This is a genomic window from Citrobacter amalonaticus Y19, assembly GCF_000981805.1.
Taxonomy (GTDB): domain Bacteria; phylum Pseudomonadota; class Gammaproteobacteria; order Enterobacterales; family Enterobacteriaceae; genus Citrobacter_A; species Citrobacter_A amalonaticus_C.
In genome coordinates this window covers 3,575,757-3,601,777 of record NZ_CP011132.1, presented here as the reverse complement: position 1 = coordinate 3,601,777, position 26,021 = coordinate 3,575,757, and the positions used below count along the sequence as shown (strand labels likewise).

The 26,021-nt window shown below is 56.1% G+C and carries 19 protein-coding genes; 9 read left to right on the top strand and 10 right to left on the bottom strand.

What is annotated here, in order from left to right; translation table 11 throughout:
* Positions 1-25 precede the first annotated feature (25 nt).
* Genes lsrD through lsrA form a run of 3 tightly spaced genes read right to left on the bottom strand, consistent with a single transcriptional unit; the run spans position 26 to position 3,620 of the window.
* The gene (lsrD, locus tag F384_RS16535; RefSeq protein ID WP_046487268.1) at positions 26-1,024 is read right to left on the bottom strand and encodes an autoinducer 2 ABC transporter permease LsrD; all 999 of its coding nucleotides are present in this window, start codon (positions 1,022-1,024) and stop codon (positions 26-28) included.
* Positions 1,024-2,073 carry an autoinducer 2 ABC transporter permease LsrC gene (gene lsrC, locus F384_RS16530; protein ID WP_046487265.1) on the bottom strand — a complete coding sequence of 350 codons (1,050 nt, stop codon included), beginning with the start codon at positions 2,071-2,073 and terminating at the stop codon, positions 1,024-1,026. Before lsrC ends, lsrD begins: the two co-directional genes overlap by 1 nt.
* On the bottom strand, positions 2,067-3,620 hold the full coding sequence (lsrA, locus tag F384_RS16525; protein ID WP_046487262.1) for an autoinducer 2 ABC transporter ATP-binding protein LsrA: 1,554 nt from the start codon (positions 3,618-3,620) through the stop codon (positions 2,067-2,069). The genes lsrC and lsrA overlap by 7 nt, the downstream gene beginning before the upstream one ends.
* Before the next feature lie 249 nt (positions 3,621-3,869).
* Between lsrA and lsrR the strand changes: the two genes are divergently transcribed.
* The 6 genes from lsrR to F384_RS16495 all read left to right on the top strand — a co-directional run bounded on the left by lsrR (position 3,870) and on the right by F384_RS16495 (position 12,454).
* Complete coding sequence (gene lsrR, locus F384_RS16520; RefSeq protein WP_046498293.1) at positions 3,870-4,826, top strand: transcriptional regulator LsrR; 957 nt, start codon at positions 3,870-3,872, stop codon at positions 4,824-4,826.
* 108 nt (positions 4,827-4,934) lie between these two features.
* Positions 4,935-6,527, top strand: coding sequence for an autoinducer-2 kinase (lsrK, locus tag F384_RS16515; RefSeq protein ID WP_046487259.1), 1,593 nt, complete (start codon positions 4,935-4,937; stop codon positions 6,525-6,527).
* 12 nt (positions 6,528-6,539) lie between these two features.
* Positions 6,540-6,890, top strand: a complete 351-nt coding sequence (locus tag F384_RS16510) for a cupin domain-containing protein (RefSeq protein ID WP_046487256.1) — start codon at positions 6,540-6,542, stop codon at positions 6,888-6,890.
* Positions 6,891-7,149: 259 nt separating this feature from the next.
* A complete protein-coding gene (locus F384_RS16505; RefSeq protein WP_046487254.1) occupies positions 7,150-9,117 on the top strand; it encodes a YjhG/YagF family D-xylonate dehydratase in 1,968 nt (655 codons plus the stop codon).
* Positions 9,118-9,447: 330 nt separating this feature from the next.
* The gene (locus F384_RS16500) at positions 9,448-10,827 is read left to right on the top strand and encodes a glycoside-pentoside-hexuronide (GPH):cation symporter (protein ID WP_046487250.1); all 1,380 of its coding nucleotides are present in this window, start codon (positions 9,448-9,450) and stop codon (positions 10,825-10,827) included.
* Between the two features lie 10 nt (positions 10,828-10,837).
* On the top strand, positions 10,838-12,454 hold the full coding sequence (locus F384_RS16495) for a glycoside hydrolase family 43 protein (RefSeq protein WP_046487247.1): 1,617 nt from the start codon (positions 10,838-10,840) through the stop codon (positions 12,452-12,454).
* A 12-nt stretch (positions 12,455-12,466) separates the two neighbouring features.
* Here F384_RS16495 and F384_RS16490 read toward each other — a convergent pair whose 3' ends face one another.
* Both F384_RS16490 and F384_RS16485 read right to left on the bottom strand, forming a co-directional pair.
* A complete protein-coding gene (locus F384_RS16490) occupies positions 12,467-13,228 on the bottom strand; it encodes an IclR family transcriptional regulator (protein ID WP_046487244.1) in 762 nt (253 codons plus the stop codon).
* Between the two features lie 151 nt (positions 13,229-13,379).
* Positions 13,380-15,305 (bottom strand): sigma-54-dependent Fis family transcriptional regulator, encoded by a 1,926-nt coding sequence (locus tag F384_RS16485; protein WP_046487242.1) that lies wholly within the window; start codon positions 15,303-15,305, stop codon positions 13,380-13,382.
* A gap of 235 nt (positions 15,306-15,540) precedes the next feature.
* Here F384_RS16485 and F384_RS16480 point away from each other — a divergent pair, with 235 nt between their 5' ends.
* Genes F384_RS16480 through F384_RS16470 form a run of 3 tightly spaced genes read left to right on the top strand, consistent with a single transcriptional unit; the run spans position 15,541 to position 19,036 of the window.
* The gene (locus F384_RS16480) at positions 15,541-16,737 is read left to right on the top strand and encodes a CaiB/BaiF CoA transferase family protein (RefSeq protein WP_046487238.1); all 1,197 of its coding nucleotides are present in this window, start codon (positions 15,541-15,543) and stop codon (positions 16,735-16,737) included.
* Between the two features lie 11 nt (positions 16,738-16,748).
* Positions 16,749-17,666 (top strand): hydroxymethylglutaryl-CoA lyase, encoded by a 918-nt coding sequence (locus F384_RS16475; RefSeq protein WP_046487233.1) that lies wholly within the window; start codon positions 16,749-16,751, stop codon positions 17,664-17,666.
* Positions 17,667-17,686: 20 nt separating this feature from the next.
* Positions 17,687-19,036, top strand: a complete 1,350-nt coding sequence (locus F384_RS16470; protein WP_046487227.1) for an MFS transporter — start codon at positions 17,687-17,689, stop codon at positions 19,034-19,036.
* A gap of 59 nt (positions 19,037-19,095) precedes the next feature.
* On the opposite strand, the gene F384_RS16465 is transcribed toward F384_RS16470, so the two are convergent.
* From F384_RS16465 to tssK, 5 genes are read right to left on the bottom strand one after another with little or no spacing between them, the layout of a single operon-like run.
* A complete protein-coding gene (locus F384_RS16465; protein ID WP_046487223.1) occupies positions 19,096-19,488 on the bottom strand; it encodes a DUF4280 domain-containing protein in 393 nt (130 codons plus the stop codon).
* Positions 19,485-20,405 carry a type VI secretion system protein TssA gene (tssA, locus tag F384_RS16460; RefSeq protein WP_046487218.1) on the bottom strand — a complete coding sequence of 307 codons (921 nt, stop codon included), beginning with the start codon at positions 20,403-20,405 and terminating at the stop codon, positions 19,485-19,487. The genes F384_RS16465 and tssA overlap by 4 nt, the downstream gene beginning before the upstream one ends.
* Positions 20,393-23,956 carry a type VI secretion protein IcmF/TssM N-terminal domain-containing protein gene (locus tag F384_RS16455; RefSeq protein ID WP_046487213.1) on the bottom strand — a complete coding sequence of 1,188 codons (3,564 nt, stop codon included), beginning with the start codon at positions 23,954-23,956 and terminating at the stop codon, positions 20,393-20,395. Before F384_RS16455 ends, tssA begins: the two co-directional genes overlap by 13 nt.
* A complete protein-coding gene (locus tag F384_RS16450) occupies positions 23,953-24,699 on the bottom strand; it encodes a DotU family type IV/VI secretion system protein (protein WP_046487208.1) in 747 nt (248 codons plus the stop codon). Before F384_RS16450 ends, F384_RS16455 begins: the two co-directional genes overlap by 4 nt.
* Positions 24,683-26,020: a type VI secretion system baseplate subunit TssK gene (gene tssK / locus F384_RS16445; RefSeq protein ID WP_046487205.1), complete on the bottom strand. Its 1,338-nt coding sequence runs from the start codon at positions 26,018-26,020 to the stop codon at positions 24,683-24,685. Before tssK ends, F384_RS16450 begins: the two co-directional genes overlap by 17 nt.
* Position 26,021 lies beyond the last annotated feature (1 nt).

The window sequence follows — 26,021 nt, the reverse complement described above, 5'->3', positions numbered from 1 at the left end:
CTTTTCCTTTAGGGCAATGTGGGTTTCAGGCCTGCCGGATAGCGCGACGACGCGCCAGCCAGTCTTTAATTTGCTGACGATGCAGGCTGACAGAACGACCTACGACAACGACAATAAGTAATGCGCCGGAGAGGGCGCTGGATACCTGATTGGGCACGCCAGCCATCTGCAACCCCTGTTGCAGATAGCCCACTAACAGCGCGGCGATGGCGGTACCGAGAATTGACCCTGAACCGCCGTAGATATTGGCGCCGCCGAGGACGACCGCCGTGATGGCGGGCATCAGGAAGGAGGCGCCCAGATCGGAACGCGCAGAGCCAAAGTAAGAGACCAGCAGCACCGCGGCGACCGCCGAGGCAAAACCGGTCATCGCGTACAGCGCGTACAGCGTCCGGTTCACCGGGATAGCGCTATACAGCGCCACGCGGGGGCTCTGCCCAATCAGGAAGACATTTCGTCCGGCGTGAGTTCGGTGCATCAGTAACCAGAAAAAGAGCACGCTGACGAGAAAGAAGATCAGTGGTACGGGCAGGCCCAACACATCGAGGTTGGCAAAATCGGTGAAGCCCTGCGGGAAGCCGCCGATACCTTCGTAACCGGTCGCCCCAGCCATCCCCGAAAGCAACAGCGCACTGCCGCCGAACAGGTACAACGTCCCCAGCGTGATAACCAGCGGGTTCACACCCGTGTAGATAATCAGCCCGGCATTGATCAGTCCGCATAGCGCGCCCAATGCGAGCGTCAGGATAATGGCCAGCGGCAGCGGGATGCCGCCCTGGAACATCACGCCCAGCGCGATGGCGCACAGCCCCATCGTGGAGCCAAAGGAGATATCGATCCCGCCGCTGACGATCACCATGGTTAAGGGCAGAGCAACAATGCCAATGCAGATAAAGTCGCTGGTGCTGAACAGCAGTACGTTCAGATCCAGCAGACGCGGGTTCAGGGCGCCGAATCCCAGAATTTCAATCACCAGCAGCGCGGCGAGCGCCAGTTCCCAGCCGTAACGGTGTAAACGAGTCATCAGGCTACCTCACGTTTTTTGGCGGTGCGCACGGTATCCGCTGCGCTTTTTGCCGACGGACGCGGCTGGGGCGGCGGAGTGAAGCGGGCATATTTTTGCCGACGGATATTACGTTCCAACGCACAGCGCAGCCGGCCGTCAAATACCAGCACCGCCAGCAGAACCAGACCGGCAATAAAATCATTCCACCACGCCGGAATGCGCAGCAGGACCAGCACGCTGTCGATTTGCGTCAGGAAATAGGCACCGAGCACGGCGCCAACGATCGTGCCGGAACCGCCCAGCAGGCTGATTCCCCCCAGCACGCAGGCGGCAATGGCTTTCATTTCCAGCCCGGTTCCCGTTTGATTAGGGATAAAGCCAATCTGCGAGGCAAAGACGATCCCGGCCAGCGCCGCCATGCAGCCATTGAGCGAGAAGGCCAGAATACGGATGGCTTCGGTACGCACGCCCAGTTGCCGCGCGCCCTGTAAATTATCCCCGGTGGCATAAAAACAGCGTCCAAAGGCGGTTTTTGCCAGCAGCCAGGCCATCAGCAGCATCAGCAGCAGGGTCAGCCAGCCGATGGCGGAGATCCCAAGGAAAACCGGAGCCGAGAGTTGCTTAAGCTGTGCCGGTAGTCCTTCAATCCATTTACCGCCCGTCCAGAGCAGCATGACGCCGCGATACAGGCCCAGCGTGCCCAGCGTGGCGACAATCGCCGGGATTTTCAGCCAGGCGACCAGCACGCCATTGATAAATCCTGCCAGCAGTCCCAGCAATAGCGTCGCGACGCAGGCTACAGGCAAGGGATATCCCGCGTTCAACAGCAGTCCCAGCAGCACGGCGCACATCCCGGTTATCGATCCGACCGACACGTCGATGTTGCGGGTCAGCATCACCAGCGTTGCGCCCATCGCCAGCAGCATGAGGATTTGGGCGCTGCTGAAGATCATCGTCAGCGTCTGAACGCTGAGGTACTGGCTGTCAATCATCCCTGGCATCACGAACAGCAGCAGCACGGCTAACAGTGCGGTTGCCTCGCGGTTATTCTGGATAAATTTCAGCATGGCGCCTCCCCGGAATGTGGTGTTGTCCCTGACGTACGGTCGCCAAACGCCACGTGCATGATGGTGTCGACATTAATCTCATCGCCTTGCAGGGCATCGTCGCCCGTTTCCCCTTGGTGCATGACGTAAACGCGATCGGCCATCTGTTCTATCTCCTCCAGGTCAGACGAGATGAACAGCACCGCGACATTCTGCGCCGCAATACTGCGGAGCAACTGATAGATATCGTTACGGGCAGAGACGTCCACACCGCGCGTCGGCTCATCGACAATCAGCACCTGCGGCGAGGCTTCGAGGCATTTGGCGATCAGAATTTTTTGCTGATTACCACCGGAGAGCGTACGCGCAGGCTGTTCGGGATCGTTGAGCTTGATATTGAGCGCGCGGCGATAGCGTTCGAGCGTGGCGCTGTCTTTTGCCGGATTTGCCCAGAAACCGCTGTGGTTGTGGGTTAACGCGCAAACATTCCACGCCAGCGAGGCATCCAGATTCAGCCCTGACGATTGCCGATCCTCCGGCAGATACACCAGACCGTGTTGCAGACGTTCGCGGGTGGAAAGCGTGGAGATATCTTTGTCGCCGAGCACCACGCTTCCGGCTCGCAGAGGCCGTAGCCCGTAAAGCGTTTCGGCAAGCTCGGTGCGCCCGGCGCCGACCAGACCGGCCAGGCCTAAAATTTCCCCGGCGCGGACCTCGAAGCTGACGTTCATAAACCCTTCGCCGGTCAGATTCTCGAGGCTCAGCACCGGCGTGCCCGCATCGTGCTGCGGACGGTTACCGGGCAGTTCCAGCCACAGTTTCTGTGTCGCACTCAGCGCATTTGTGCGTGAGGCGGGCGTGATGGCCTGGATAATCTCGTCAGTGGTCAGATCCGCCGTTTTCCCGGAGAGCGCAATGGTGCCGTCCCGCATCACGCTAATGTAATCCGCTATCTGGCGTATCTCTGGCAGCTTGTGGGAGATAAAGACGATCCCCACGCCGGTGCTCAACAATTCACGCAGACGACTAAACAAGCGATCGGTTTCCGCAGGCGTCAGTGAGGCGGTGGGTTCATCGAGAATCAAAATTCGCGAATCACGCATCAACCCACGCATGATTTCAACCATTTGTCGGTCGGCGACATCCAGTGAACCCGCCGGGCTGTTGATATCAAACTGGCAGCCCAGCGCGGCCAGCATTGCGCTCATTTTTTGCGTTGAGTTCTGGTGTTTGGGCAGACCAAAGAGAATGTTCTCTTTTACCGTCAGGCTGGGGAAGAGCAGCGGCTCCTGCGGCACAAGGTAGACCCCTAACTGATGCGCCAGGATGGGCGTCAGTTTTGTACAGCGGGATCCTTCAATCTCAATAATGCCGCTGTCCGCGGGAGTAATCCCGGCGATGATTTTCATCAGCGTGGATTTCCCGGCGCCATTCCCTCCCAGGAGCGCATGGACTTCACCTTTGTGCAAAGCAAAGTCAATACCTTTCAGTACCTTGACTCCGGAATACTGCTTGCTCACAGACTGAGCGCTGAGCAGCGGAGCGATCTTTTCTTGACTCATTTGCATGCCACCTCCGTTCGGCCTGGGTAGAATCAGGTTGAACAAATGTATTGTGCGATTCGAATTGTTCATAACCTTATGACCTAACTGCTCATAAAACCGACGAATAGATCACGTTTTATGCTAAAATGATCATCAAAATTAAATTTGTTCAATTGAAAGCCACTGAAATGTGGGTTTAATCACAGTTATTAACGACCAATGAATGAACAATTGTGTTCAGAAATTCGATATGTTCAAAGTGAAGACAGAATGATGACTATTAATGACCCGATGATTTCCGAGCAAGGGATGTGTGAAGAAGAGCTGGTGGCGCGCATTGCGTGGTTCTATTACCACGACGGTATGACGCAGAGCGACATCAGCAACAGGCTGGGGCTGACGCGGCTTAAGGTGTCGCGGCTGCTGGAGAAGGGGCATCAGTCCGGGATTATTCGCGTGCAGATTAATTCTCGCTTTGAAGGTTGTCTGGAATATGAAACCGAATTACGTCGCCGTTTTGACCTGAACAATGTGCGGGTCATCCCGGGACTCCCCGGCGCGGATGCGTGCGTTCGCCTGGGTATCGGCGCCGCGCATATGCTGATGGAGTCACTTCAGCCGCAGCAGATTCTGGCGGCAGGCTTCGGCGAGGCGACCATGAATACCTTAAAACGGTTGAGTGGGTTTATCTCTGCTCAGCAAATTCGCCTGGTGACGCTGTCGGGTGGCGTGGGACCTTACATGACCGGGATTGGGCAACTCAACGCGGCCTGTCCGGTCAGTATTATTCCGGCGCCGCTTCGGGCTTCCTCTGCGGAGATTGCCCAGACGTTAAAAAATGAAAACAGCGTCCAGGATGTCCTGCTGGCCGCCCAGGCTGCCGATGCGGCGATTGTCGGTATCGGCGCAATCAACCAGAAAGATGAGGCCACCATTATTCGCTCAGGCTATATCACTAAGGGTGAACAACTGATGATTGGCCGTAAAGGGGCGGTGGGCGACATTCTGGGGTACTTCTTCGATGGCGAAGGGCAGGTGATCCCGGAGATGAAGATCCACGATGAACTGATCGGATTAACCCTCAATACCCTGAAGACGATCCCGACCGTGATCGGCGTCGCCGGGGGAGTGAATAAAGCAGAAGCGATCGCGGCAGCGATGAAAGGGGGTTATATCAACGCACTGGTCACCGACCAGGAAACTGCCGCCGCCATTGTCAGCGGGCAGTAATGCGTATCTGCCGTGCAGGCGCGCGGCGGGGGAGTAACAGAATTTCCGTTTGTACCATGGAGAAAGCATTGACGACCTGACAGATATAATAAGCCGAGGACAAAAACGATGGCCCGACTCTGTACCCTCTCTGAATCAGCACATTACCTGATGGCACTGGACGCCGGAACCGGAAGCGTCCGCGCTGTGATTTTCGACCTGGAAGGCAAACAAATCGCGGCGGGACAAGCGGAATGGCGGCACCTTGCCGTACCGGATGTTCCCGGCTCAATGGAGTTTGATCTGGGGAAAAACTGGCAGCTGACCTGTGAATGCATCCGTCAGGCATTACATAACGCCGGGATTGCGCCGGAAGCGATTGCCGCCGTCTCCGCCTGTTCGATGCGCGAAGGCATTGTGGTCTATGACGCAGAGGGAACGCCCGTCTGGGCCTGTGCCAACGTCGATGCCAGAGCGGCACGGGAAGTCAGCGAGCTTAAGGAGATCCACGACTACACCTTCGAAAGCGAGGTCTATCGCAGCACCGGTCAGACGCTGGCGTTGAGCGCCATCCCGCGTCTGCTCTGGCTGGCACATCATCGTTCGGATATCTATCGTCGCGCCTCGACGGTAACGATGATCAGCGACTGGATGGCCTACATGCTCAGCGGCGAGCTGGCGGTGGATCCTTCCAATGCCGGAACCACGGGCCTGTTGGATCTCAAAACGCGCGACTGGAAGCCGTCATTGCTACAGATGGCCGGACTGCGGTCGGATATTCTCTCACCGGTAAAAGAGACCGGGACGTTGCTGGGAAGGGTGACGGCGCAGGCTGCTGCCCAGTGCGGGCTGAAAGCAGGCACGCCGGTGGTGGTGGGCGGCGGGGATGTTCAGTTGGGCTGCCTCGGCCTTGGGGTCGTACGTCCGGCGCAAACCGCCGTCCTGGGCGGAACATTCTGGCAGCAGGTAGTGAATTTACCCGCGCCGATTGTCGATCCTGAGATGAACGTGCGTATTAATCCGCACGTCATTCCGGGGATGGTACAAACCGAATCCATCAGCTTTTTTACCGGCCTGACGATGCGCTGGTTCCGCGATGCGTTCTGCGCCGAAGAAAAGCTGATAGCCGAGCGTCTGGGTATCGACGCCTACACGCTTCTGGAGGAGATGGCTTCCCGGGTACCGGCAGGCGCATGGGGGGTGATGCCGATTTTCTCTGACCGGATGCGTTTCAAAAGCTGGTATCACGCTGCCCCTTCGTTCATCAACCTGTCTATCGATCCGGAAAAATGCAATAAGGCCACGCTGTTCCGCGCGCTGGAAGAGAATGCGGCCATTGTATCGACCTGCAACTTGCAGCAAATCGCTGATTTTACCGGGATCCATCCCACGTCGCTGGTGTTTGCCGGGGGAGGCTCGAAAGGCAAACTCTGGAGCCAGATTCTGGCAGACGTGTCAGGGCTGACGGTCAACGTTCCGGTGGTCAAAGAGGCAACGGCGCTGGGCTGCGCGATTGCCGCCGGCGTCGGGGCAGGGATCTGGTCATCCATGGCCGAAACCGGCGAGCGACTGGTGCGCTGGGAGCGAGAGCATGTGCCGGACAAAGAAAAGCATGCGCTTTATCAGGAATCGCGTGAGAAATGGCAGGCGGTATATCAGGAGCAGTTAGGTCTGGTCGATCACGGGTTGACCACCTCGTTGTGGAAAGCGCCGGGTTTATAACAGGAGATCGTCATGATTAAATCGAATGAAGCGCAGCATGAGTACCGTTTTGGCGACAGTGGGCCGAAATACCTCATTCGCGGTCCGGTATGCGACATGGGCGTCGTCATGCTCCAGCCCGGTCAGTCTTTTCCCAATCATCAGCACATCGAAGCCTGTGAAATTTTTTATACCCTGGCAGGCGAAGTGACGCTGTACCTGAACGGTGAGCCCTACACGTTAGGCTCGGGGGATGTTCTGCACTGCGATCCCGGTGAAGCGCATTTTCTGGTGAACAACGGGGATGTGCCGTGGAAAGGCGTCTTTGTGAAATCCCCCCATATACCGGGTGACAGCCATCCTGTCGAACCGGCCGGGTATTAGTTTTTGGGATTTATTAATAAACAGACATCAACGGTCGGATAGCCATTTGTTATCCGACTGTTTCGTTGCGATCCCCTGGTTGTTACATCGTGTTGCTCACCATTTTGTGATCAAGGCTAAAAAATACACAGCCTGCTCCTCTCTCTGATTTACCTCTACGCACGGCCTGCATTACAGTGAATTTATAAATAAGAACGTTGTTCTATAATGTAGAACAGCAATGGAGCGCCTGAACCCCGTTGCTCGGGAGAGTGAGAAGATGTCTATCAACACCATTTTTACGCCGCAGGATGAACAGTTCTATGCGGTGAAAACCCACGCAGCCGGCCCCCAGGGGGCGCTGCCGCTAACACCGCAGATGTTACTGGAATCGCCCAGCGGCAATCTTTTCGGCATGACGCAGAACGCCGGAATGGGCTGGGATGCTAACAAGCTTACTGGCAGAGAAGTGCTATTGATTGGCACGCAGGGGGGGATTCGCCACTCTGACGGTCGTCCCATCGCACTCGGTTATCACACCGGGCACTGGGAGATTGGCCTGCAAATGTCGGCGGCGGCGAAAGAGATCACCCGCCTGAGTGGCATTCCGTTCGCGGCGTTTGTCAGCGACCCGTGTGATGGTCGCTCGCAGGGCACGCACGGCATGTTCGATTCGCTGCCTTATCGTAACGACGCGGCGATTGTCTTTCGCCGGTTGATTCGTTCACTGCCGACACGGCGAGCGGTCATTGGCGTGGCAACCTGCGATAAAGGGTTGCCCGCGACGATGATTGCGCTGGCGTCAATGCACGATCTGCCGGTGATCCTCGTGCCGGGTGGGGCGACATTACCGCCTACCTTCGGTGAAGATGCCGGAAAGGTACAAACCATCGGGGCGCGTTACGCCAATAATGAGCTGAGTTTGAAAGAGGCGTCCGAACTGGGTTGTCGCGCTTGCGCGTCGCCCGGCGGCGGATGCCAGTTCCTGGGTACCGCGGGGACCTCACAGGTGGTGGCAGAAGCGTTAGGGCTGGCGCTTCCGCACTCGGCGCTGGCACCATCGGGTCAGGACGTGTGGCTGGAGATTGCGCGTCAGTCGGCACGGGCCGTGATGGCGCTGGATGAGAAGGGGATTACCGCCCGTGACATCCTCACCGATAAAGCGATAGAGAATGCGATGGTGGTGCATGCGGCTTTTGGCGGCTCGACGAATTTGCTGCTGCATATACCGGCTATTGCCCATGCAGCCAGATGTCGCCTGCCGGATGTGGCGCAGTGGAGCGCCATCAACCGCAAGGTGCCGCGCCTGGTCAGCGTGCTGCCCAACGGGCCGGATTATCACCCGACGGTGCGCGCATTCCTGGCGGGCGGTGTACCGGAGGTGATGCTGCACCTGCGTCGACTGGGGCTACTGCATGAAGATGTGATGACGGTGACCGGGCAGACGCTCGGTGAAAACCTCGTCTGGTGGGAGCACTCTGAACGACGTGCGAAATTCCGCCAGTGCCTGCGCGATCGGGACGGCGTGGAGCCGGATGATGTGATCCTGTCGCCGGAAGGGGCAAAGGCGAAAGGGATGACCTCCACGGTGGCTTTCCCGGTGGGCAATATCGCGCCAGAAGGTTCGGTTATTAAAGCGACGGCTATTGATCCGTCAGTGGTGGATGAGGACGGTGTGTATCGCCATACGGGCGAGGCACGCGTATTCGTCTCGGAAGAAGCGGCGATCAAAGCCATCAAACAGGGCCAGATCCAGCAGGGCGATATCATGGTGATCATCGGCGGCGGGCCATCCGGCACCGGCATGGAGGAGACTTACCAGCTCACCTCGGCGCTGAAGCATATCTCCTGGGGGAAAAGCGTATCGCTCATTACCGATGCCCGTTTTTCCGGCGTATCGACCGGTGCTTGCCTGGGACACGTTGCGCCAGAAGCGCTGGCGGGAGGGCCGATCGGCAAACTGCGCACGGGTGATGTGATTGAAATCGTAGTCGATCGCTTGTCATTGAAAGGCAGCGTGAACTTTATCGGCAGCGCGCAAGCGCGACTGACGCCGGAAGAGGGGGCGACGGTACTGGCGGAGCGCGAGTTACATCCCGACCTGAAGGCTCATGACTATCTGCCTGACGATACGCGACTGTGGGCGGCGCTGCAGGCCGTCAGTGGTGGCACCTGGAAAGGGTGCATCTACGATACTGATAAAATTATTGAGGTGATTAACGCCGGAAAAAAAGCGCTTGGACTTTGAATAATTAACATTAATTTATTGAGTCGCCGAAGAACTATTTTCGGCGACTGATAACATGAGTCTTAAATATATTATCCTGCACGGGAGGATGACTTTTTTTCATTTTCTGGGAAAGTGAATCGTTATCACAGAAGTTAAAATACATAATCACTAAAGCAAATATGACAATTGTTGCTTCATCTAATCCCTCTCTACAATCTTCCTCGTAAGCATCATCTGATAAGCACACGGATAAAGGGTGTATTCCTCACAAAGTTCACGTTCAGATATTTAATTTTGTAGGTCCCGGTCATTCGGAACGTATTTCTCTCATATGATCTGGAGGTAGAAATGCAGTTAACAATGAAAGATAAAATTGGTTATGGACTAGGGGACACCGCCTGTGGCTTTGTCTGGCAGGCCACGATGTTTTTACTGGCCTATTTCTATACGGATGTTTTTGGCCTGTCGGCAGGCGTGATGGGCACATTATTCCTGATTTCGCGCGTGCTGGATGCGATAACCGATCCATTAATGGGGTTAATGGTCGACCGAACGCGTACCCGCTACGGCCAGTTTCGTCCCTATCTGTTGTGGGGGGCGATCCCGTTTGGCATCGTCTGTGTATTGACGTTTTATACGCCTGATTTCTCCGCTCAGGGTAAAATTATTTATGCTTCTGTCACCTATATTTTACTGACGCTGGTTTATACCTTCGTTAATGTCCCTTATTGTGCGATGCCCGGCGCCATTACCGCTGATCCAAAAGAGCGTCATGCTTTACAGTCGTGGCGTTTTTTCCTTGCCGCTGCCGGTTCATTAGCCATTAGCGGCATTGCTTTACCGTTGGTGAAAATTATCGGCAAGGGTGATGAACAGGTCGGCTATTTTGGCGCGATGTGTGTACTAGGTATTTGCGGCGTAATACTGCTGTTTGTGTGCTTCTTTACGACCAAAGAACGTTATACGTTCGAGATTCAACCTGAATCCTCTGTTAAGAAAGACCTTAAATTGCTGATGGGCAATAGCCAGTGGCGAATTATGTGCGTCTTTAAAATGATGGCAACCGGTTCGAACGTCGTTCGCGGTGGCGCAACGCTCTATTTTGTCAAATACGTAATGGACCATCCTGAACTGGCAACGCAGTTTCTGCTCTATGGCAGCCTGGCGACCATGTTTGGCTCCCTCTGTTCGTCTCGTCTGCTCGGTCGCTTTGACCGCGTCACGTCGTTTAAGTGGATTATCGGCATTTACTCACTGATCAGCCTGAGTATTTTCTTTATTCCATCGGACAATATCGCGCTGATATTTGCGCTGAATATTTTGTTCCTGTTTGTCTTTAACACCACCACCCCACTGCAATGGTTGATGGCCTCTGATGTGGTGGATTACGAAGAGAGCCGAAGCGGGCGTCGCCTTGATGGCCTGGTATTCTCGACCTATCTCTTCAGCCTGAAAATCGGTCTGGCCATTGGCGGCGCGCTGGTGGGCTGGATCCTTGCCTTCTCCAGCTACTCGGCAGGCAACGCCGTGCAGCCAGATAACGTCCTGACGACCATCAAAATCCTTTTCTGCATCGTACCGGTCGTGCTTTACGTCGGTATGTTTACGCTGCTTTCGTTCTACAAACTGAGCAGCAAGCGTGTGGAAGAGATCAGCCAGCAACTGCAACGTCAGCGCGCCGTGCAGCCTGAGAAAAATCCTGCCGATGCCGCTGTAGCGGTGAACTGAGGAGAGAACCATGTATCAGATTGAAAACCCGATCCTGACCGGCTTCAACCCGGACCCGTCTATGTGCCGCGTGGGGGAGGATTACTATATCGCCACCTCAACCTTTGAATGGTTTCCCGGCGTGCGTATTTATCATTCTCGCGACCTGAAAAACTGGTCTCTGGTCAGCACGCCGCTCGACAGCGTGGCGCTACTGGATATGAAAGGCAACCCGGACTCTGGCGGCATCTGGGCACCTTGCCTGAGCTATGCCGATGGCAAATTCTGGCTGCTATATACCGACGTTAAAATCGTTGATTCGCCATGGAAAAATGGCCGCAACTTCCTGGTCACCGCGCCGTCTGTTGAAGGGCCGTGGAGCGCTCCCGTTCCAATGGGTAACGGCGGGTTTGACCCTTCACTCTTCCATGACGCGGATGGCAGAAAGTATTACATCTATCGTCCGTGGGGGCCACGCCATCACAGTAATCCCCATAACACCATTGTGCTGCAAGAGTTTTTCGCTGACACACAAACCCTTTCGCCGCACCGTTCAACGCTCTTTACTGGTACTCCGTTGGGTTATACCGAAGGGGCGCATATTTATCGTCGCGAGGGCTACTACTATCTGGTGGTAGCGGAAGGCGGTACCAGCTACGAACATGCCGTAGTGGTATTGCGGGCGAAAAATATTGAGGGGCCCTACGAGCTGCATCCTGATGTGACGATGATGACCAGTTGGCATCTGCCGGAAAATCCGTTACAGAAGAGTGGTCATGGTTCACTACTGGAAATCCATACCGGCGAATGGTATCTGGCATACCTGACCAGCCGCCCGCTGCATCTTCCGGGTATCCCGCGATTAGCGGCGGGTGGGCGGGGATACTGTCCGCTCGGTCGTGAGACTGGGATTGCGCGTATCGAGTGGCGTGACGGCTGGCCTTATGTTGAAGGGGGCAAACATGCGGCGCTGACGGTACCGGGGCCGCGGATGGCGGAGCAGGCTGCCGCCGGAACGGGGGCGTGGCGGACGGATTTTGACAGTGAAAGGCTCGACCCGGAATTGCAGACCCTGCGTATCCCATTTGATGACCAGCTTGGATCGCTTACCGCCAGACCCGGATTTTTACGTCTGTACGGCAACGATTCACTGAATTCCACCTTTACCCAGTCAACGGTCGCCCGCCGCTGGCAGCATTTCTGTTTCCGTGCTGAAACGCAGATGGCTTTTTCCCCTCACTACTTCCAACAAAGCGCGGGGCTAACCTGTTATTACAACAGTAAAAACTGGACATACTGTTTTATGGACTGGGAAGAGGGGCGCGGGCGGACGCTGAAGATTATTCAACTCGACCACAACGTGGCGCACTGGCATCTTTACGATAATCCGATTCTGGTGCCGGAGAATGCGGAAAACGTCTGGCTGCGCGTGGATGTGGACAATCTGGAATACCGCTATAGCTATTCATTCGATGGTGACCACTGGCAGACCATTCCGTTAACGTTTGAGGCGTGGAAACTTTCGGATGACTATATTGGCGGCAGAGGCTTCTTTACCGGGGCATTTGTCGGTTTGCACTGTGAGGATATCAGCGGCGACGGCTGCTACGCCGATTTCGACACGTTCTCTTATCAACCAAAAGCCTAGCGGAACGCCGGTCTAGGGTTGACGGTAGCCCAGCGTTATCGACAGCCCCAGCCCGGCATCCATCAGTTTCTGACGGCAGGTTGCCAGCTCATTGTCGCTAACGCGAGAGGTGAGGGTTGAGAGGCTCAGAGCCGCGATAACCCGCGATTCATGATTCCAGACCGGTACCGCGACGCAGCGTACGCCTGGCTCATTCTCTTCGTTATCCAGTGCATACCGGTTGTGACGGGTTTCTTTCAGCGCGGCAAGCAGCGAGGCGCGATCGGTAATGGTGGCGGGGGTAAAGCCGTTGAACTGATACCCCTCTAACACTGCGGCAAGTTCTTCATCATCCAGCCAGGCGAGCAATACCTTGCCGATGGCCGTGGCGTGAACAGGCAAACGGCGACCAATGCGCGAATAGGCGATGGCAGCCTGCTTGCCTTCAATTTTCTCTATGTAGACGCCTTCGCTGCCATCGAGAATGCCCAGATGCGTGGTCTGTCCCGTTTCCTGCGACAGGCGGGTCAACCAGCTTTTCGCCTTCTGGCGAATATCCATCGTGCCAACAACAAAGTGGCCACGCTCGACCAGTTTCATTCCCAGGCGGTATTTCCCGTTTTCCGGATTCTGATCGATATAGCCATGCAGCTGAAGCGTCTTGAGAAGCGAGTGGAGGGTACTTTTGCTCAATCCCATCAGTTTGCTTATCTCGGTGATTTTGAGTTCCGTCGCCTGTTCATTAAACAGGTCGAGGATCTGCAAAGCACGTTCAACAGACTGAATTATTGGCATAATTTTTCATCGTCCACGGAGAATTTTTCTTGTGTGACCGTACTATTTTCGTTGGGGAAAAGCAATGCCGGACACGCTTGCGTAATGCACGTTTTTGGCCGAAGAAGTGCAGGGTTGCCCGATGCTTCAGAAATTATCCTGGAACATATCATTACTCCCCCGCATCGAGAACGTTCTGATTATACTTGCGCCATAAACTCATTTTGCTGATCCCCAGATGGGTGGCGACTTTCTCCTGATCCTGTTCAAAAAGATCCATGTAGAACGCAATAATCTGTCGCTCAAGATCTTTAATTACGGCTTTCAGTTGTCCCTTACTCAGATCCGCGACGATCGTCCCGGTCGCCGATGACGAGTTGAAGGATTTAAGCGCGTTAAAGCCGGTCAGATTTAATATTTCAAACAGCGAAGCGTCGGGGAATCCGGCGGATAACAGCGCCAGTCGTTCAATAATAAAATTCAGTTCACGCACGTTTCCCGGCCAGTTGTAGGTGGAAAACAGGGCGATGAATTGCGCCAGCTTATGCCCACAGCCCGATTTTTCGAGGAAGTGATCAGCCAGAAAACGGACGTCGCCCTCTCGTTCCCGCAGCGGAGGCACCATTAGCGGTAAGACATTCAGACGGTAATAGAGGTCGCCGCGAAACGAGCCTTCTTCCGCCATTTTCTCCAGCGAGCGGTTGGTAGCGCCAATAATCCGCACATCGACAGGGATAATGTCCTTTCCCCCCACGCGCATGATTTCGTATTCCTGTAAGACGCGTAATAAACGGCTCTGAATGGGCAGCGGCAGTTCGCCAATTTCATCGAGAAATAAGGTTCCCTGGTGCGCCAGTTCGATCAGACCTTCTTTTCCTTCGCGCCGTGCACCGGTAAAGGAGCCGCCTTCATAACCAAACAGTTCGCTTTCCAGCAGGGTTTCCGGGATGGCGGCGCAGTTAATGGCGACAAAAGGGCCCCGGTGGCGTTTACTCTGGTTATGAATACTTTGCGCGAATAACTCTTTGCCGGTGCCGGATTCTCCATAAATCATCACCGGGGAGTGGGTATTGGCATAAATTTTTGCCAGATGAATCACCGACTCCATGTGTTTATTTTGCGTGAGAATATGCTCAAACCGGTAACGGGCGGTGAAGCCTTTTTTCATCAGCTTGCCGCGAATAATTCGTTCCACTTTTTGAATTTGCGGCGTATCGGTAAACGAACACACTACCCCGATACACTGCGTGCCACGAAATATCGGCACCCGACTGGTAATGATCGAGGTGTTGTCCAGATCCATAATCTCCCGAATTTCGGCAGATTTTGTCAGCAGTACCTGATTAATCCGCGTATTTTTGATGACGGTATCCACCGGTTTACCAATTACCTGCGTGGCCATCAGGCCAAATATGTTTTCTGCGGATTTATTGAAGATCTGAATCTCGTTATTTTCATTGGTGACGATGATCCCTTCCGTAATCGAGGAGAGGATAATCTCCAGTCGTGCCATATCCTGCTGCTTGCGGTGGGTCGTTTCAACGATAGCCATCGCTTCGCGCAGGGCGCTATTCACCGATTCCAGACCATTTTCGATCAGGATCCCCTGCATCGCATAGTGCTCCGCCGTGTCTGAGACCGGTAATCCTCCCGCGACGGTCTGGAAATTTCTCGCGCGGCATTTTTTGAGTTTATCGACCATATCGGCGTGCGATAGAAAGATAAATTCTTCAATCTCCACTTCCAGCGCCGTCGCCACCAGATTTACGTCCGATAAATAGTTCTGATAATTAAAAAAGGCGATTTTATGCGGATGTTTTTTCAGTGGCGTGAGTGATTTAAGTAAATCCAGCGCGGAGGTGAGAATACGCACCACGGGAATTTTAGTCACGCGATCGATATAGTCCGCCGTACCGCCACGACTGATAATGATGTCATAAAAATCAGGATCGAGATTGCGGGCGATCCCCGCCGCTTTTTCCAGACTGCCGTGAAAGACATGGCAATTAAAAATACCGGCGCATTGTTCAGTCACCACGGCGGCCAGTGCCGGATAGGGGGTAATCAGGGCCAGATTGGGTAATGTTTTATGTGACATAAATCACCATATAAAATTTGTGGCTATCACAAATCAATATCACAACTGTTATAGATTTCAAAATTGAAAGGCGTTTCTTCCTCTATCAGATAAATAACAACGTTTAATAAGATCATTAATATCATCTGGTTATGATGTTAGTTTCTGTTTCATTCATTTCTGGCACGCATATTGGATTGCACAGGCTACAGGCGAGAAGCCTTGTTGCACTGTCCAATAAAAAGTGAGGGAAAGAATGAGTAAACAGTCTGGTGTATTAAGCGGGGTTCGCGTTCTGGATTTAACCCGGGTACTGGCTGGCCCCTATTGCGGGATGATGCTGGCGGATTTCGGCGCAGATGTCATTAAAATCGAATTACCGGGAAAAGGGGATGATTCACGGGCCAACGCGCCGCAGATTAATGGCGAAAGTGCCTATTTCATGAATTTAAACCGCAATAAGCGCGGGATGACGCTGAATCTTAAATCGGAAGAAGGTCGGCAGATATTCCTCGATTTAGTCCGCGACAGCGATGTGGTGCTGGAAAATTATCGTCCGGGCGTGATGGAAAAGCTGGGACTCGGCTATGAGGATTTACGCAAGGTGAATCCGGCAATTATTTACGGCGCGGTTTCCGGCTTTGGTCATACCGGACCGTATTCGAAACGCGCGGGCTACGACATTATCGGCCAGGCCATGAGTGGACTGATGAGCACCACCGGTTGGCCTGATACGCCGCCCACCCGCACCGGGACAGCCATTGCCGATGTGGTTGGCGGAATGAGCTGCGCCATCGGCGTACTTGCCGCTTACGTTAATCGCCTGAAAACCGGCGTCGGTGAAAAAGTGGATATTGCGCTGGTTGACTCGATGGTGTCGTCACTGGAAATTATCAACATTATTTACCTTAATACCGGACGTATTCCGACGCGTATTGGTAACCGCTATGAAGCGATTTATCCGTATGACTCTTTCCAGGCGCGTGATGGCTACGTCATTATTGCCTGCGGTAACGACAAATTATACGGTCTGCTGAAACACGTCTTGCAAATCAGCGCACTGGAGGATGAGAAATTTAAATCCAACCTCGACCGTGTCGCCCACCACGCCGAACTGAAAGAAATAATCGAATGCTGGACCCGCGATTTAGATATCGACACCATCGTGACGTTGCTGTTGGATGCCGGGATCCCTTCTGCACCGATCAATACCATCGACCGCGTGACGCAGGATCCGCATATTGCCGGTGCCCGCGAAATGTTTGTCGATATTGAGCACCCCGTCGCCGGGAAAATTACCATGACCGGCAATCAGGTTAAATTCACGCATAACAAGGCAACCATCAGAATGCCTGCGCCCACGCTCGGTCAACACAATTACGAAGTGCTTAAAGAACGTCTGAACTATTCAGATGAAAAAATTGAGCAGCTCATTCGTTCAGGCATTCTGTAAGGGATTTCACCATGTCGACATTTATCCAGATTACGGAAGTGGGACCGAGAGACGGCTTTCAGAATATCAAAACGTTTATCCCCACCGATTTAAAAATAAAAATTATCGATCGTCTGGTCGAGGCGGGTATTGGGGCAATGGAAATCACCTCGATGGTCAGCCCGAAAGCGATCCCACAAATGCGTGATGCCCGTGAGGTTATTCAGCATGTTCTGACCGCGCATCCACATATTATTCCCTCCGTGTTAGTACCGAACGTAAAGGGAGCCAATCTTGCCAGTGAGGCGGGCATTAAAAATATTAACTATGTCGTGTCGGTCAGCCCGGCGCATAACAAGGCCAATATTAACCGCACGCATGCCGAATCGCTGGAGGATCTCTATAACATTCGCCACACCTTTACGGACATGACCATCACGCTGTCGCTGGCGACGGTATTTGGCTGCCCGTTCATTGGCGAGACGAGCCGTGAAACGTTGATGGATATGATCAAATTTGCGGATGACCTCGGGATTTCGGCGATCACCCTGTGCGATACCATCGGCGTCGCCAACCCGACCCAGACGTTGTCCGTCCTGCGCGGGATCCAGCAGAAATTCCCCAAAATGGACATTGGTTTGCATTTGCATAACACCCACGGCATGGCGCTGGCCTGCATGTTTGCTGGCGTCCAGTCAGGCATCACGCGCTTTGAGACCGCCGTCGGTGGACTGGGCGGGTGTCCTTTCGCGCCAGGCGCCGCCGGCAATGCTGCCACCGAAGATGCGGTGAATATGTTTAACCGAATGGGGCTCGATACCGGTATTTCCCTGCCTGACCTGCTGGATATCGCAAACCTTATCCGCAGCACGATCGAGCCGACATTGTTGAGCAGTCTTTCGCGTGCCCGAACCTACAGTGAATTTGATTTTTGCAGCGAAAAAATCTGACCTCTGAAACGGAAACAAACATGATGAATAATAATATCGGGAAACCGAAGATGACCCATTACAGATGGTGGGTCATGAGTTTTATCTTTGTTACCTACACCGTGGCAAACGCCGACCGCGCGAATATCGGCTTTGCTATTCCGTTTATACAGGAAGAGTTTCAAATATCGAATACCATGGCCGGGTTGTTAATCAGCCTGTTCTTTGCCGGATATGCATTTTTTCAGATCCCAGCCGGGTATTTAATTAAGAAATTCGGGATGCGTAATGCTTTTGCGATGGGGATGTTATTAACCTCCGTGTTCACGGGGTTGATGGGGGTGGTGAATAACATTTTCCTGCTGAAGATCCTGCGTTTTATGGTGGGCGTCTGTGAGTCGCCGGTGGTCATTGGCTCGACGGTGACCATTAACCAGTGGTTCCCGTCGAAGGAGAAAGGGACGGCGACCGGGCTGTTTCTGGCGGGATCCAAGTTTGGTCCGCTGATTGTTCCACCGCTGTGCGCATGGATAATCACCGTCTGGGGATGGCGTTATATCTTTGTCTTCTTCGCTATTCCTGGCATGCTGCTGGCGATCTTCTGGTATCTGATGGTTCGCAATAAGCCGGAAGAAAGCCGCTTCGTTAATGAGCAAGAAGTCGCTTATATCCGCGAAGAACAGCTTCCGGCGACGACCCAGGAAACCGCTGCACCGGTCGCGCCAGAGTTCAATTATTGCTGGCTCGACAAGCTGATTCGCACAAAACAGGTGGAAGAACTGTCCTGTTCGAAGCAGGTCTTCCGCTGCTGGGATATTTACGGCGTCGCGCTGGGGTACTTCTCGATGGTGGGGATCGTCAGCGTGCTGATGTCCTGGCTGCCCAAGTATCTGATCACCGAGCGCGGATTCGATCTGACGAGTTCTGCTGCACTGGCAGCGGCCCCGTTCCTCGGGACGGTAATGGGCAACTTTATTGGCGGCGTTCTTTCTGACCGGGTACTGAACAAGCGTCGTAAACCGCTGATGTTGCTCAGTGCCGGGGCGACGATTTTCACCATGTACTCGCTGGTTTATGCGCCGGAAAGCAAAATCGTTCTGTCGCTGATGCTGTTCCTGTTGGGGCTGATGCTGTCGCTGGGCTATTCGGCTTACTCGGTCTACGCGATGGGACGGGCGAATAAAGACATTTACCCGATCGCTTATAGCGTGATCAACATGGGCGGACAGCTAGGCGGAATGTGTATGCCGCTGATTGTGGGCATTATTCTGGATGCTTACAACTGGGATGCGGTGTTCATGGCGATGACCGGGTTCTGTGTTCTGTGTTTTATTCTGGTCTCCACGGTCATTGAACCCTTGTCGAAAAATATGAAGGTCAACTACCGGTAACCGGCGTGATGAAGTGCGGGTAAGCACATGGGCTAACCCGCACTTCGCCGTCCGCGTGTTTAACTCACCACCGTCGTCATCTGTCCCGGAAAACTAATTTGAATCACTCCGCCCCAGGCGCACATAAGTCTGGACTGCGCATTCAGTGCCGGGGCGTTGCCGGCCATGACCGTTGGCGAACCGGGCGCCCACGGCGCAACGGTCGCGGGAATACACGGCATGGGGGTAAGCACGCCCAGCGCCGCGGCGGTGGCCGCCGCCACCGTGGGATTCGCTATACTGCTGCACATGCCAAAGGGCAGAATGTTGACGAACGGTCGGTTATCCATAATGTTTGCCATCGGCAGGCTATTGACCAGCGTACGGTTGACAGGCAGGACGTTCAGCGTCGAGGGCGCAATGCCGAACGAGCACTGCATCAGGGCTCCGGTACAAACGGCGGGACAACTCATGGTAGCACCCCCAGTTGCCGCCAGAGTCGGCGGGCGGATTCATCACCGCTGATTAATTCCTGAAGTAACTCAGGTAAAGGCGTGTGTCCCCAGGCCCAGGCGCGCTCAAGCAGATAAGGTACCGGGCTGTGTGGTTCCGTGCGTTGCAGATAGCTGGCAACCTGGCGAAGCATCCGATAGGCCTCCTCGCGGCTGGCGAAAGTGACGGGGGACGATACCGTCGGCGGTTCATTGACGGCCGCCATCTGCGTGTTTTCAGGTGGTGCGTTGCCCAGCGCCTGTTGGCAAGTTTTGATTCGTTGTTCCAGTACGTGAAAAGAGGGCGCGGACGCATCCGGCCAGTGCTGGCAGACTGCGTTCAGGCGCTGCAGCCATTGCAGACTGGTCGCCAGCGCCTCGGCAACAGGGCGGCTGGCCTCGCTGAACGGTGGGCTGGGATGATGACCCTGCTGCCACTGGTTGAGCGTAATGCGTTCGCCGTTGACCTCGAACAGTGGGGTATCGGCAACCAGCGCGGCATAATGCTGCGCCACCCAACTGAGCGGGGCGGCGCGATAATCATAATCCCCGTCTCTAATCTGCGGATGCAACTCTCCCGGGTAATGTTCCAGCGCCAACGTCAGCAGCGCCAGCGCGCGCGGCAAGGCCGACAGTCCGTGCAAGCGGATCCAGGCATCACCAAGCCAGGCCATTACCACCAGATCTTTACTTCGCGTGGTGGTCAGATGGCTGGCCAGTCTGGCGACGTCCTCCCAGTCGGCGCGTCGGGGGGCGCTTTGCCAGACGCCAGTGGGCAATGACTCATCGTCCTCCTGGCGCGCGCTGACCAGTTGATCGAACTCGGGCGAATAGCGGATGGACTCCCCACAAGGGCTGTCCGGACTAATGGGAATGAGTAACGCGTCTATCTGTTCCATTGATGTTCTCCCGAAAATCCCTGTTCAGTCAGGATGACCCAGGGCAGCGGTGCATTGTCTTGCGCATTCAGTAACGCAAACTGGATATTGACGGTTGTACGCGAGCGCTGTTGTCCGTCGCTCACCGGCAGTGAAAAACGAAGCGGCACAGGCTGCGCCAGTGCGCCGCCGACACGCTGCTGGTCTGTCATGCGCAGCAGCGCCCATGCCCCTTGCCAGCGCCAGCGCGCGGTGCCACCCGCCACGCTCAGGCCGACGACAGCGGCATCCTGCACGGGACGCCACGCGGAATTTGCCGCCCAGCGCAGGCTGAACGTCAGGTTATCGCCGCTGCGCCAGTGCAGATCGGCGCTGTCGCCACCGGGCCAGGTCAGGGTCTGCTGATTCCCGCTTAACTGCCAGTCGACAATTTGATCCGCACCGGCTTCCTGATTGCGCTGCATCCGCCAGTTCACCCGTACCACCACGCCGTCTGGCGAGACCAGCGCGGAAAGCAACGGCTGTGCGGCGGCTAGCTGGCGAATCAGCGCGGGTTGGTCTGCGAGCGTTTCCGGCGGCAGTTTCGCCAGCAGCGACGCCAGTTCGCGAACCCGATCCACATCCGCATCCGGGGCATGGGGCCGCGCCGTGAAAGGGAAACGCCCGGCAAGCCAGTTGTTATACAACGTGAAGATGTTCTGCACCACACCGACGCTGCCCTGCTGGCGTAGCTGCTGACAATTTTGCACCGAGGCGCTGAGCAACGCGTTCAGCGAGGCGCTGTAAAAATCCTGCTGACCCGCTGCACGAAACGAGGCCAGTTCGCTCTGACAATTTTGGGCGGTTAATGTGGGTAACGTTGCGGCAAGGGTTTGCAGTTGTGCCGGTGCGCTGGTGGGATCCTGCTGTTGCAGACGCATTAATGTCTCCTGCGAACTGACCCAGCGGGCGATTTGCTGATTTTGCGCGGCGCTCAGCCACGGACGCTGCGTGCTGAGCCATTCTATCGGTTGCTGGTAGCGGGTGAGCGTTGCGGAAATCTGCTCCGTCTGGGCGGCGGCCCAGCCCATCACCTGCTGTCCGCTCGCTTGCGCCTGCTCCGGTGTCGCAGCGCTGACCGACGGCGGGCGGATGTCGGGCAGGCGTGCGCCGCCTTCATCGTTTACCCGCGCAATGATCTGTGCGGCAACCTGCTGGCGCAACGCGCTGGCGAGGGCCGGGCGATTGATCTGCGTCAGCGCCGCGATGACGCGATCGGCGTTCCCGGTGTCGAGCTCTCGCGCCGGTGCAGTGGTGGGGACGCCGCGATAGAGCGTCTGACGAATGGCGCGTTCGACGGCATTCTGCGCCAGTTCATTGAGCCGGGGGCGCCAGAGGCTGTCAGGGAGCTGTTCGCTATAGCGTTGATAGCCGGCAAACAGCGTTGCAGCCTGCTGAAGCTGCGGATCACCAGGATAGCCGGGGCTCTGAGGAAGCGGCAGCCCCGCGCCTCGCTGCCAGAACGGTTGATTCAGCAGATCGCGTAAACTTTTTTGCAGCGCCAGAATGTCGGGGGAGACATGAAACTCGCCCTCTGTGGATTGCGCGGTCAGCGTGGAAAAATGCAGTGGGGAGCGGTCAATCTGGAGCATCAACCGCTGACGGAGTTGTTTCTCATCGTTGAGCAGATCGTGAATGGTCGTCCGGTCGAGCAGGCGCAGCGCCTGCGCCTGAGTCAGCAAGGTGTCCAGGGCAATCCGCGCAGGGGAGTGCGCCGCGTCCTGACTGAGACTATTGAGCGTGGTCAGGGCGTTTTGCAGCCGACTGATCTGCCGCATCAGCAGGCGCACGACATCCGCGTTGATCTCCTCGTCACTGCTGAAGGTCAGCAGCAGTTCGTCAAGCTGCCCGGCATAGGTCTCCAGACTGGCGTTATCGTAGATTTGCGCCAGCCAGCGCCGGGTCTCGCGGGTAAACTGTTCGCTGTTGCGCTGGGTCAGTTCGCTGGCATCGGGCAGGTTCATCTGGCTAACGGGGAGTGTGGCGAGCATCTCATTAAGCTCAGACGTGGCGGGCAGGGCAGCCACTTCCACGTTGCTCCCCCAGACGGTGGAAGAGACTTCGGCCAGCGTCTGCACCGTGGGGCGTTTGACCTGTGTCAGTTGCAGCAACGGCAGATAGCGGGTCTCCATCTGTTTCGTCTGCTCGAGTAAATACAGGATCTGCCGGTAACGATCTTCCGCCAGCAGATCGTCCCGCTCGCGCAGGCCATCGCCGCGCGTCGCGCTCTGATGTTGCAGACAGATGTTGTTCATCGCCGGTGCCAGCAGGCTGCTCAGCGTGACGTTATGAAAGGTCTCGCTCAGTTTGCTGTCAGTCCGGCTGAACAGCGATCCCGGCCAGATGAGCGAGCGGAAATGCCACTGCGGGACGTCATTCACCATCCGCCAGTATCGCGCGGCAGCACGTTCACCTGGGGTATCGCTGGGGGCAATTTGCGTCGCGAGGCTCTGCAACTGGTTATGCAGCAACAGTGCGTTGGCATGCTGAGACGGCCAGCGCCAGAGCATCACGACCAGCCAGACGATGCACAGCGCGCTGTATCCCGCGAGGACAATAAAATGACGACGCAGATTAAGCCGTAGCAGGCGGCGCACCGGCAGCGCCAGCCCCCGTTCCGCGATGATTTTGTCGTGCAGAAGAGACTGGCAGAACGCCATTTGCGGCTTTTCGCCCACCATGTGATGTGCGACAAACCAGATCCCACGCAGTAGCGGCGGTTCATCGCGGGCATTGCTGCTCAGAAGCTTGTCGAAACCGGCGTGCAGCGCCGGTGCCAGCGACGGAAAAAACTCCGGCAGGCGAAACAGCGATGCTGGCGTGCTGCCACTGAGCGCGCCGAGTTCAGTGATCGCCTGGCGTAGTGAGAAGCGGGTGTTCTCCAGCGCATCGTCAATCCACTGCGGTTTCCAGACGGCCTCCCGGGGACACGAAATCGCACTCCCGATGGCGCTTCCCTGAGCCTGGGGCGGGAGCTGGCGCAGCAGCGTCCGCACGCCATCCTGCGCCTCCATACCGCTGATTAACAGATAAACAGGCAGGCTGAGGCCGCACACCTGTTGGATCTGCTGGCAGCGTTCTGACAGATAAGCGTATGCATCCTCCTGTAAATCCGCGAGCGGAAGCGTCAGGATCAGCGCATCCAGCGGGCGCTGAGGGCGACTTTTCACCAGTGCCGCCACCATCTTTTGCCAGTCGTTCTGTCGGATAAGCCGTTTTTTCTCCGTGGTTTGCAGTGAATGTGACACGCACAGCAGGCTGCACTGCGCATCAAACCACCACTGCCCGAACCAGGACTCTGTACCGTCGGTTAATGACCAGGTGCGGCACAGCAGACGGTTGTCCTCCTCGTTACCCAGCATCAGGATCCGGGTGCTGTCGTAAGGATCCTGTCCGCCATTGGCGCGCTGGATCTCCTTTTGCGCGCGGATAAAGGTGTCGTTGCGATATTGCCATTGCCACCAGACGCACCAGAGCGTGATCGCCAGCAGTACCAGCACAACGATCGCAAGCGACAGCCACGGCTGCATCATGGCGTCTCCTCCGCGCAAAGCTGCGTTGCGGAAAAGGTCGGTAGCGTATTCACGCCAATGGCCTCTTCGAGGCCCAGCCACAGATGTTGGCTCAGCAATAACAGCGCCAGCAGCACGATCAGCGCGACCAGATGCAGTCGGGAGTGATCGGGAAGACGGCGGCGGGGAGGCAGTTGCAGCGGCGTCCCCAGCGAGTCGGCATTCAGGCGTGCGGCAATGTCATCGTCCTGGGGGGCCTGCTGAAAAGCAAAATGCCACAGTAACCGGCAGGTCTCCTGATGCGCCGTTTCATTGAACGCGTCGCGGTTGGCGCCAAAGCCCAGCGTCAGGCAGCGTAAATAGAGTGCGGCGACATCGCGCTGGCCCGGTTGACGTTCACTGAGCAGGCGCTGAATGCGTTGTGGAATTTCATCCCCCGCACGATGCGTTTGCCAGAGGTGATATTCCAGCGGACACGCCTGCCACTGAAGGTGCGCAGGCCATGGCGTGTAGAGTACGGTTTCATCAATCAGCGCGACCAGTGCATACACGGCGGCATCGATCTGCGCCTGAAACGGGCTGCCTAACTCCCGGTTCAGGCGCTGCGCGTAGTCCGCGACGGCCTGATTACTCCAGTCGAACGCCTGTTGATACAGTATTTCCGGTGCCAGCGTGCTGGTTTTCCAGCGTTCAAATTGCGCCAGCCAGCGGGTAAAAACCGTATCAAACAGACGGCTTGCGGGCATGTCAGTCGCCATCGGCATGATGTTGCGCCTCCTGCCGATAGAGCATGATCCGCTCAGGCCTGACGCTGGTCTCATGCAGTGGGGCAATGACCAGCGGGGCGTCGTGTTCAAACCATTGCGTGGTGAGTGTGAGGGTAAACAGTGCGATGGTGCTGTCGGTTTCCCACTCCGTTCGCTGTTGTGCCGCAAGCGGTGCGACGGACATGCCGTGCATGCGCTGGCGGCGTAAGATCGGCAGAAACGGCTGGCAGGCAATCAGCGACGCCTGTAACCAGTCAGCCGCCGACAGCGGGCTGCCGTCAGGCATCAGGATACCTATCACTACCTGCTCGCCCGCGCGTATCCCGTCAGGCAGCGCCAGGGAGAAGTCGTCTTCCCCGGCAGTAAAATTCAGCCGCAGTCGGCGGCGGTGGATATGTGCCAGTTGCGTGCGCAGCAGCGTAAACAGCGCGGTAAATCCGGGCTGCATATTTTCGTAGTCGAAACCGGGTAGCCAGGGTAAGGGTTTATCCGGCGTCAGGATAGCGGTCTGACCGCAGAACAAACACAGCGCGCGAAACAGATCCGCCGGATGGGGCTTCCCGCTGTTTACCAGACATTCCAGCAGCGGTAGCACGCCCTGAATACTTTGCAGGCAAAGCGTCAGCCAGAGCCAGTTGTGAGTCTTGTCGTTCTGCCTGGCAAGTTGCGCTTCACGGCTGAGAAACAGGATCTTTTCTCTGGCCAGCAAACAAAGCTCACGAGTCTGTCGGCAGAGCGTGCTGCCCTCAATCACCTGCGGCGACGGGGGAAACCAGTCGTTGCGGCGAAATCCCCCTTCGGTGTAGACCACCTGAATCAGCGGCAGGCAGAGGAGATCGGCGCGTTCATCCCGACTGACCAGACGCGGTGCGGGCCGCCAGCTGGCAATGGATTCGGGAAACTCTCCGCTGGTTAAATCGGGCAGCGGCGCGCTGGTGACGGAACGAAAGCGCGTGGTAAACGGCTGCCACTGACCACCGCGGTTTGCCGACGGTAGCGCCAGCCAGAGCGTGTGTTCGCTGTCAGCGGCGGCCGGAAGCAGGCGAGCGCAGTCAAATTCCAGCGGCGGATCGCGTTGGACATCGTAGTCAATGGGTAAGCCATCGGGCATGATCGCCGTCAGGCGTAAGAGTCGCAGAGTGCCGGCGCAAAGCGCGGCATCGTCAACCTCCAGATGGGTTACACCCCAGAACCACGGGTTAGCATGACCTGCAAGCGCGGCGGCGAGGGCGTCATGGCGCAGCGACTGTAACTGGAAATGCTGCGGCAGCATCGCCATCCCTTCATACCAGCAGACCATTGCCGGAATTGTCGTCATA